At 66.1% G+C, this 9,049-nt stretch carries 7 protein-coding genes; 3 read left to right on the plus strand and 4 right to left on the minus strand.

Annotated elements, in window-relative coordinates:
- Positions 1 to 59: 59 nt before the first annotated feature.
- The 4 genes from ABV518_RS10770 to ABV518_RS10785 all read right to left on the minus strand — a co-directional run bounded on the left by ABV518_RS10770 (position 60) and on the right by ABV518_RS10785 (position 7,115).
- Positions 60 to 1,928 (minus strand): ABC transporter ATP-binding protein, encoded by a 1,869-nt coding sequence (locus tag ABV518_RS10770; RefSeq protein WP_367767050.1) that lies wholly within the window; start codon positions 1,926 to 1,928, stop codon positions 60 to 62.
- Positions 1,925 to 3,745: an ABC transporter ATP-binding protein gene (locus ABV518_RS10775; RefSeq protein WP_367767052.1), complete on the minus strand. Its 1,821-nt coding sequence runs from the start codon at positions 3,743 to 3,745 to the stop codon at positions 1,925 to 1,927. The genes ABV518_RS10770 and ABV518_RS10775 overlap by 4 nt, the downstream gene beginning before the upstream one ends.
- A 145-nt stretch (positions 3,746 to 3,890) precedes the next feature.
- The gene (locus tag ABV518_RS10780) at positions 3,891 to 4,838 is read right to left on the minus strand and encodes a metallophosphoesterase (protein WP_367767053.1); all 948 of its coding nucleotides are present in this window, start codon (positions 4,836 to 4,838) and stop codon (positions 3,891 to 3,893) included.
- Between the two features lie 6 nt (positions 4,839 to 4,844).
- The gene (locus ABV518_RS10785; protein ID WP_367767055.1) at positions 4,845 to 7,115 is read right to left on the minus strand and encodes a transglycosylase domain-containing protein; all 2,271 of its coding nucleotides are present in this window, start codon (positions 7,113 to 7,115) and stop codon (positions 4,845 to 4,847) included.
- 37 nt (positions 7,116 to 7,152) lie between these two features.
- Here ABV518_RS10785 and ABV518_RS10790 point away from each other — a divergent pair, with 37 nt between their 5' ends.
- Genes ABV518_RS10790 through ABV518_RS10800 form a run of 3 tightly spaced genes read left to right on the plus strand, consistent with a single transcriptional unit; the run spans position 7,153 to position 8,771 of the window.
- Positions 7,153 to 7,308, plus strand: a complete 156-nt coding sequence (locus ABV518_RS10790) for a DUF4177 domain-containing protein (protein ID WP_011693223.1) — start codon at positions 7,153 to 7,155, stop codon at positions 7,306 to 7,308.
- 2 nt (positions 7,309 to 7,310) lie between these two features.
- A complete protein-coding gene (locus tag ABV518_RS10795; RefSeq protein WP_367767057.1) occupies positions 7,311 to 7,844 on the plus strand; it encodes a RidA family protein in 534 nt (177 codons plus the stop codon).
- Positions 7,845 to 7,859: 15 nt separating this feature from the next.
- A complete protein-coding gene (locus ABV518_RS10800; protein WP_367767060.1) occupies positions 7,860 to 8,771 on the plus strand; it encodes an NUDIX hydrolase in 912 nt (303 codons plus the stop codon).
- Positions 8,772 to 9,049: the final 278 nt, after the last annotated feature.

Below are 9,049 nucleotides of genomic sequence, written 5' to 3' on the forward strand. Positions count from 1 at the left end.
GGCTATCCCAGCCGTGATCACCGGAATGCCCGCGCACCGCGGCGGGCTTTCGGTGCGGCTCAGACCAGGGAGTCCTTCCAAGCCCCGTGCAGTTCGGCGAACCGCCCGCCGCCGCCGATCAGGTCCGCCGGGGTGCCGTCCTCCACGACGCGGCCGTCGTGGACCACCAGCACGCGGTCGGCGGTTTCAACGGTGGAGAGCCGGTGCGCGATGATCAGCGCCGTGCGGCCCCCGCCTGCCGCAGCGGAACCAGGGGCACCTGCGGCGTTGCCGGCGTCGGCCGTTGCCTGCAGGAGCCGCGCCAGGCCGTTCTGGACAAGCCGCTCGGACGGGATGTCCAGCGAGGAGGTGGCCTCGTCCAGGATCAGCACCGCCGGGCGGGCCAGGAACGCCCGGGCGAAGCTGATGAGCTGGCGCTGGCCGGAGGAGACACGGCCGCCGCGCTTGTTGACGTCGGTGTCGTAGCCTTCGGGGAGTTCGGTAATGAACTCGTGGGCTCCGACGGCCTTGGCGGCTTCTTCAATCTCCTCACGGGAGGCCTCGGGCCGGCCCAGGGCAATGTTGTCCGCCACGGAGCCGCTGAACAGGAATGCCTCCTGGGTGACCATCACGATGTTCCGGCGCAGGTCCGTGGTGCTGAGGCTGCGGAGGTCCACGCCGTCCAGGGTGAGTGAACCGGCGGAGACGTCGTAGAAGCGGGCGATCAGCTTGGCCAGGGTGGACTTGCCGGCACCCGTCTGGCCCACGAGCGCCACGGTCTGGCCGGCGGGGATGTGCAGGTCCATGGTGGGGATGACCACGGGGCCGTCGCCATAGCGGAACTCCACGCCCGTGAAGTCGACCGCGCCCCTGGCGTCCCGCAGCGCCACCGCGTTTTTGGGCGGGCGGACGGTGGGGATCTCCTCCAGCAGGCCGGACACCTTTTCCAGGGCGGCCTGGGCGCTCTGGAAGGAGTTGTAGAACATGGCCATCTGGTCCACCGGCTGGAAGAAGCGCTTGGTGGACAGGATGAGTGCCAGGAGCACACCCACGGCGAGGTCTCCGTCCAGGACCCGGAACCCGCCGAACAGCAGGACCGCCGCCACGCAGATGTTGCCGATCAGCACCAGGCCGGGCTGGAAGATGCCGTTCAGGTTAATGGAGCGGACGGTGACCCGCCGGTAGTCCTCGGAGAGCTGGCCGTACTGGTCAGCGTTTTCGCGTTCCTTGCGGAAGGCCTTCACGGCGCGGATCCCGGTCATGGTCTCCACGAAGTGCACGATCAGCCGGGCCGACACCACCCGGGATTCACGGAACGCGATCTGGGAATGCTTCTGGTACCAGCGCGACAGGAAGTACATCGGCACACCGGCGGCCAGCACAATCAGCCCGCTCCGCCAGTCCAGCGCGAACACCGTGGCAGCGGTGAACACCATAAAGAGCATGCCCGAGGCCAAGGAACTCACGCCCGAATCGAGGAGTTCGCGCAGCGCCTCCAGGTCCGAGGTCTGCCGGGCGATGATCCGGCCCGAGGTGTACTTTTCGTGGAATTCCAGGCTCAGCCGCTGCGTGTGCCGGAAGACCCGCACCCGGAGGTCCAGGAGCATCGCCTGGCTCAGCCGGGCGGTGGAGGTGACATACAGCGCCGTCAGCCCGGCCGTGGCGACGGCTGCGGCCAGGTAGCCGACGCCGGTGAGCACCAGCGGGAGGTTGTCGCCTGCCTGCAGGGCCGGAAGGGCGTGGTCGATCCCGAACGCGATCAGCGCCGGCCCGGCCACCCGCGCGGCCTGGGACAGGACCACGGTGGCGATGGTCAGCCAGAACCTGAGCCGCACCGGACGGATCAGGGACCCGAGCAGGGCGAGCGACCGCCGTCGTACGGCTTTGCTGTCGCTCTTGCTGAGGTGGGCGTTGTCCTCGTTGGCCGTGCCGAAGGTTGCGGTGCTCATCGGATGGTTTCCTTTGCCTCGGCGTCGGCCGCTTCCTCGAGCTCCGACAGTTCCGAATCCAGGTCCCGGGGTTCCTGGTCCAGGCTGGCGATGACGTAGCGGTAGTGCGGGTTTTCCGCCAGCAGCTCCGTGTGGGTTCCGACGGCGGTGATGTGGCCGTCCTCGAGCAGGGCCACCCGGTCCGCCAGTGCCACGGTGGACGGCCGGTGCGCCACGATCAGGGTGGTGGTGTCCTTCAGCACCGCACGGAGCCGGTTTTCCACGAGCTCCTCCGTGTGCACGTCCAGGGCGGACAGCGGATCGTCGAGCACCAGGACGCGGGGCCGGGCGGCAATGGCCCGGGCGAGGGCAATCCGCTGGCGTTGTCCGCCGGACAGGCTCAGGCCTTCTTCGCCGATCAGGGTTTCCACTCCTTCGGGAAGTGAATAGGCGAAGTGGGCCTGGGCCACGTCCAGGGCCTCATCCAACGCTTCCTCGGTCCGGTCCTGCGCGCCGAGCAGGACGTTGTCCCGGACGGAATTGGAGAACAGGGTGGTGTCCTCGAAAGCGACACCCACCACGCGCCGGAGCTCCTCGACGTCGAACTCGCGCAGGTCCACGCCGTCGATGGTGATGGAGCCGGCAGTGACGTCGTACAGCCGGGGGACCAGCTGGATGAGCGCGCTCTTGCCGCTTCCCGTGATGCCCACCAGGGCCATGGTTTCGCCCGGCAGGACCTCCAGGCTGATCTCCTTGAGGATGGGCTTGTCCGGCGCGTCTTCGAACGCGAAGGTGGCGTTGTCGAACCGCAAGGTACCGCGCAGCTGGGAGGGCCGGCGGGGCTCCGGGGGACTGGTGATGGTGTTGGCCGAGTCCATGACTTCGAAGTGACGGTCGACGGCGGTCTTGGCCGTGAGTGCCATCGCCAGCAGCATGCCGGAGAACTCCACCGGCGATGCGATGACGGCAGCGGTGGCGAAGAAGGCCACCAGGGCGCCGATGCTCAGCTGGCCGCTGGCGCACAGCATCACGCCCACCACCAGGCCTGCGCCCAGGGCGAGCTCGGGCAATAGGGTGACCACCATGGTGAACGTGGCCTGGTGCCGGGCCTTGGAGATCTCTGTCTGGCGGAGTTCCTCCGCCTGCTCATTGAAGTTCTCGAGGGCCTCGCGGCTGCGGCCGAACGCCTTCAGGACGCGGATGCCGTGGACCGATTCCTCCACGGTGGTGGCGAGGTCGCCGGCCTGGTCCTGGCTGCGCCGGGCCACCTTGCTGAAGCGGGTCCGGAACCGGAAGCCGTAGGCCATGATGGGTACCGCCGCGGCGAGGAAGATCAGGGCCAGCTGCCAGCTCATCGAGAACATGACTGCGATGCCGATGACCACGGTGAGGGTGGTGACCACCAGCATGATGGCGCCGAAGGCCATCCAGCGGCGCAGGAAGTTCAGGTCGGTCATGGCGCGGGAGAGCAGCTGGCCGGAGCCCCACCGGTCGTGGAAGGACACGGTCAGGTCCTGGAGGTGCCCGTACAGGGAGACGCGCATCCGGGTTTCCACGGTGGTGGCCGGGTTGATGACAAACTGCCGGCGGAGGGCCACGAGCACCGCCTCGGCGATGCCCAAGATCAGGATGACGACGGCGGCAATCCAGACGGAGTCCGTGGCGCCGCCGGCCTGGAGCGAGTCATTGATCAGGACCCGGAGCACCTGGGGGATGGTCAGTGCAACGACGCTGGCAAAAAGTGCACAGAGGAGCCCCATGATAAGCCGGGGGATGATCGGCCTGACGTGAGGATAAAGACGGCTGATGGATCTGAAAAATGAAGTCTGCTTGGCCATGCCCGCTTCTCAAGCTCTAAAACGAATGTAGTTTCCCGTAGCAACTACCTTATGCCATGGGGTGATTCGATTCACAGCATTCCGCGGCGCCGGGCGTGATTGTCCAGTTATCGCGATCCGCAATGAGCAGGAGGGGCCGGAGAAGCTATTCCCTGGCGGTGAGCGTCAGCAGGACAGCCTCGGGCTTGCAGGCGATCCGGACCGGGGCGAAGCGGGAGGTGCCGATGCCGCCGGAGACGTTCACCGGCGTCGTGGATCCGTTGCTCTCCCAGTTGTTGAGGCCCTTGGCCCGCCATGTTGGGAGGTCGCAGTTGGAAATCAGGGCCCCGTAGCCGGGGATGCAGAGCTGTCCGCCGTGGGTATGTCCGGCGAGGAGCAGGTCTGCGCCGTCTTCGGTGAAGTGGTCCAGGACCCGCTGGTAGGGGGCGTGGATGACGGCCACGCGGAGGTGCGGGTTCTCGTCCTGGCCCTTGGTTCCGCGGGGCCAGCCGGCGTAGCGTTCACGGTTCAGGTGCGGATCGTCCACGCCGGAGAAGTCGAACCGCATCCCCCGCAGGACCACTGACTGGTTGCGGTTGGTCAGGTCCACCCAGCCGCCCATGCCGAAGCCGGCACGCAGCCGCGGCCAGTCCAGTTCGGTGGCTTCACGCTTCAGTTTGGACGGGCCCAGCAGGTACGTTGCCGGGTTCTTGAAGCTGGGTCCGTAGTAGTCGTTGGAGCCGGGGACAAAAACGCCGGGAAATTCCAGCAGCGGCCGGAGCGCCGCCAGCAGCGGCTCAACGGCCTTGACGTGGCTGAGGTTATCGCCGGTGTTGACCACGAGGTCCGGCTTCAGCGAGGCCAGGGACTGCAGCCACGCCGCCTTGGTGTCCTGGCCGGGAACGAAGTGGATGTCGCTCAGGTGCAGGATGGTGAACGGCCGCTGTCCGGGAGGGAGGATGGGCAGGGTTTCCTCGCGCAGGACAAACTGGTTCTTCTCCCACAAACCGTATCCGACGGCGGCAAGTCCGGCCGCCGCTCCGGCGGCAGCGGTGACGGCGAAGCCGCGCCCGATGTTCCGGACGCGGCTGGCCACTGCAGGGCTGACTGCCATCGGTAGCTAGCCCTTCTTATCGCTGTTGCCGGGTGCAGGGTCGGTGGACGGCTGGCTGGACGGCTGCGGTGCGGGGGCCGCCGTGGCCGGCGAAGTGGGCGTCGTCTTGGCCGGTGTGCCGTTCACCATGTTGGTGGGCGGGGCCGTGAACGGGGCGGTGCCGTAGGCCGGGGCGACCTGGGCCATGTACTTGGAGAACATGGGCCCGGCGATCATGTAGCCGTCGATGGCCTGGTAGAACTTGCCGTTTACCGTCAGGTTCCGGCCCGGGCGGAGCTGGTCACCCAGCGGGTCGCCGAACCAGGCGGCCGTGGCCAGGCCGGTGGTGTAGCCCACCACCCAGGTGGAGCCGTTGGTGTCGTTGGTGCCGGTCTTGGCAGCCACCGGGAAGTTTGTCTTGGTTGACAGGCGGGGCACGATCAGGGAACCGGAGCCTGCGTTCAGGACTTCCTGCATGGCGTAGGCAACGCCTCGGGCCACCTCGGGTTTGACGGCGTCCTTGCAGTTGGAGGACTGTGCGGGAAGCTGGGCGCCGGTCTGGTCCGTCACGGAGGTGATGGCGATGGGCTCGCAGTACTTGCCGTCGTTGGCGAACGTGGCAAACGCGGAGGCCATGGTCAGCGGGGCCGTCTGGGTGGAACCAATCAGGTTGCCCAGGGTGGTCATCTTGACCTGCGGGTTGGGATCTTCAGCCGTGGGCAGGCCGCCGTGGATGCCCACGGCGTCGACGATCTTCTGGATGCCGCAGAGGTCAACCTGGGCCGCGGAGGCGAACGTGGCCGTGTTGATGGAGTTCATCAGGCCGTACAGGACCGTCATGCTCCGGTAGTAGCCCTCGTCCGAGTTCTGCAGGTCAAAGCTGCCTGGAACCCTGGCGTCATACCAGCCGACAGTGGGGTCCGGGCAGGTGTTCTTCCAGGGGAAGTTCTGCGGATACTTCCGCGTGGCCGCGTTGATGTTCGTGTTCATGGACTTGCCCTCATTGAGCCATTCCGCGAACGTGAACGGTTTCATGGTGGAACCGGGCTGGAACCCGCCCATGCCGTTGAGGTCGTTGCCGTCCTTGTCCAGCTTGTCCACGTTGAAGTTGACCTGGGAGTCGAACTTGCCGTCCGCGGGCAGGAACGAGGTGTTCTGGGCCATGTTGATGATCTTGCCCGTGTTCGGCTGCACCGAGACGATGGCAGAGCCCCACTTGTCCGGGTTGGCGCCGGCCGCCGCATCGGACTCAGCCTGGGCCACGATCTGGGCGTTGGGATCAAGGGTGGTGGTGATGGTCAGGCCGCCGCGGAAGACATTGTTGATGCGCTCCTGGGCGTCCGCACCGTAGGCGGGGTTGTTCAGCAACAGGTGCAGCACGTAGTCACAGAAGTACGGCGCCGTGGAGGCATAGGCGCAACCCTGGCGTGCTGGTGTGACCTTCGGTTCCACCGGGGTGGCAACGGCGGCGTCATGCTCTGCCTGGGTAATTTTGTGCTGGCTCAGCATCAGGCCCAGGACCAGGTCGCGGCGCTGCTTGGAGTTCTCGGGGTTGCTGATGGGGTCAAAAGCAGAAGGGCTGTTGACGAGGCCGGCGAGGAGGGCGGCCTGCGGAAGCGTCAGGTCCTTGGCAGTGGTACTGAAGAAAAGCTTCGATGCGGCTTCAATGCCGTAGGCGTCGCGGTTGAAGAACACGATGTTGAGGTAGCCCTCAAGGATCTGCTCCTTGGTGAATTCCTTCTCCAGGGCGATAGCGAGCTTCATTTCGCGGAGCTTGTCGCCCACGCCCTTGTTCACGCCGTTGAGTTTGATCTGGTCCTCGTTGCCCTCGGCGGCGAGGTTGGCGTTGAGGACGTTGTTGACGTACTGCTGGGTGATGGTGGAGGCACCCTGCTTGTTGCCGCGGGCTGTGCTTACCAGGGCCCGGAGGATACCGGTGGTGTCCACGCCGCCGTGGTCGTAGAACCGGCTGTCCTCAACGGCGATGACAGCTTCCTTCATGAAGGGGGAGATCTGGTCCAGGGAGACCTTGGTCCGGTTCTCTTCATACAGGTTGGCGATGAGGCTGCCGTCCGCGGCCAGGATCTTTGTCGACTGGCTGGGCGGGTCCACCTTCAGCTCCGCCGGGAGGGTGTCGAAGAACTCGATCGAACCGCTTGCCGCGCTGCCCGAGACGGCGGCAGCGGGGACCAGCAGGCCAGCAACCAGGACACCGCAAATAGCGCTCACGCCAAGGAAACCTAAAATCTTTCCGAGGGTAGTGGCTGTGTCGAAAATGGGGTTCTTACGAGTCACCATGTTTTCCACTTTACCGGCAAGGACTAGTCTTTCTCTCATGACCAAATGGGAGTACGCGACGATTCCGCTCATTATTCACGCCACCAAGCAGATCCTGGACCAGTGGGGAGAGGACGGCTGGGAGCTTGTCCAGGTTGTCACCGGACCGGACGGCAACGGACTTGTTGCCTACCTCAAGAGGGAGAAGCAGTAACCGTGAGCACCCCCGCAGACACCACGTCCGGCGCGGAAACCGCGCCGATTTCAGCCGTTGAGCAGCGCCTCGCCGAGCTCGGACTGACCCTTCCCGAAGTGGCCGCCCCCGTGGCCAGCTACGTGCCGGCCATCATCTCCGGCAACCACGTTTACACCTCCGGCCAGCTGCCGTTTATTAACGGCAAACTCGAAGCTACGGGCAAAGTGTCCACCGGCACCGAAGGCTACGCAGACGAGCCCAAGGTGTCCCCGGAGGACGCCCAGCGGTTCGCAGCCGTCTGCGCAGTCAACGCCCTGGCTGCCGTCAAGAGCGTCATCGGCGACCTTGACCGCATCACACGGATCGTGAAGGTTGTGGGCTTCGTGGCCTCGGACCCGTCCTTCACCGGCCAGCCGGGTGTCATCAACGGTGCTTCTGACCTGCTGGGACGCGTCCTGGGTGACGCGGGCCAGCACGCCCGCTCCGCCGTCGGGGTTTCAGTCCTGCCGCTCGACTCTCCCGTAGAAGTCGAACTGATCGCTGAATTCAGCTAAGGACCGGTCACCTCTTTGCCTCACCTCGCCCGACGCCTGTTTGTCCTTCCCCCCGATCTTGAAGGGGCGGCACAAAGCTGGCTCGACCACGGCGAGCGGACGCCCCGCGCTGCCCGCCTCGCCTCGTCCGTCGTCCTGCTGCGCGATTCCCCCACCGGCCTGGAGACCTGGCTCGGATACCGTCCGGGTTCCTCGCCGCTGGGGGTCCTCGCCTTCCCGGGAGGTTCCCTGGACGCGTCCGACGACGACGCGCTGGGCTGGCTGGGCCCCTCGCCCCAGCATTGGGCCGAGCAGATGGGGACGGACGACGTCGGGCTGGCGCGGCGGCACGTGGTGGGCGCCATCCGGGAACTGTTTGAGGAAACCGGGGTGCTCCTGGCGGGCCCGGACCTTTCCAGCACCGTGGAGGGCACGTCCACGCCGGAATGGATGCGGGCCCGCGAACTGGTGGCCAACCAGGAGAAGTCCTTCACTGAGGTCCTGGCCAAACGCGGGCTCTCGGTGCGGACCGACCTGCTCAAACCCCTGGTGAACTGGCGCAGCCCGGACTTCGCGCACCGCCGGTTCGACACCCGCTACTTCGCGGCAACCGTGCCGATGAACCAGCAGCCCACGCTCCTGGAAAGCAAAGGTGTGTGGGGCCGATGGGTGAACGCTTCCAAGGTCATCGCCGACCGGGACACCACAGCGCTGGGCGACGAAGTGGGCGTGGAGAACACCGCAGGCCTCACCCTCGGCCAGCTCCTGGTGCCCGGTTCGGAGATCATGCTCGAAAAGATGGCCGCGGCCAACGGCTGCATCGCCTACCTGAGCTACAAGCGCAAGGCCCACGTGTACCAGCCGCGGCTCGTGGAGGAAGATGGCAAGCTCATGCTCGAAGTCGAAGCCGCCAAGACCGTAGCCGGAGACCCCCAGCGCGAGCGCTAGCTCCGCGGACCTGGGTCCGTGGTTGATGCCGCTGTGCGGCAGCCTTTCGCCGTCGCTTAGACACGACGCATTAGGAAACCTCCGGTCGCTGGGCGACCTCCAGTTCCCGATGCGCCGCGATGCGCTCCTACGCGAAAGCCCGCCGCCCAGCTCAGACGCTCGTTACCTTTTTCGTAGCCCCTTTCTGGTGCAGGATGTGGGTGTGCTGGCCTGCCGGTCCCGGCATGATTGTGACGCTCTGTTTTTTGATGATCCGAGAGTGGTGTCACCGGGGTTGG

The organism is Arthrobacter sp. HS15c, assembly GCF_040812005.1.
In the GTDB taxonomy this organism is placed as follows: Bacteria; Actinomycetota; Actinomycetes; order Actinomycetales; family Micrococcaceae; genus Arthrobacter.

Coding starts and splice junctions, on each gene's coding strand:
- ABV518_RS10770 (WP_367767050.1), bottom strand. CDS start 1,928: ATGAGCACCGCAACCTTCGGCACGGCCAACGAGGACAACGCCCACCTC.
- ABV518_RS10775 (WP_367767052.1), bottom strand. CDS start 3,745: ATGGCCAAGCAGACTTCATTTTTCAGATCCATCAGCCGTCTTTATCCT.
- ABV518_RS10780 (WP_367767053.1), bottom strand. CDS start 4,838: ATGGCAGTCAGCCCTGCAGTGGCCAGCCGCGTCCGGAACATCGGGCGC.
- ABV518_RS10785 (WP_367767055.1), bottom strand. CDS start 7,115: ATGGTGACTCGTAAGAACCCCATTTTCGACACAGCCACTACCCTCGGA.
- ABV518_RS10790 (WP_011693223.1), top strand. CDS start 7,153: ATGACCAAATGGGAGTACGCGACGATTCCGCTCATTATTCACGCCACC.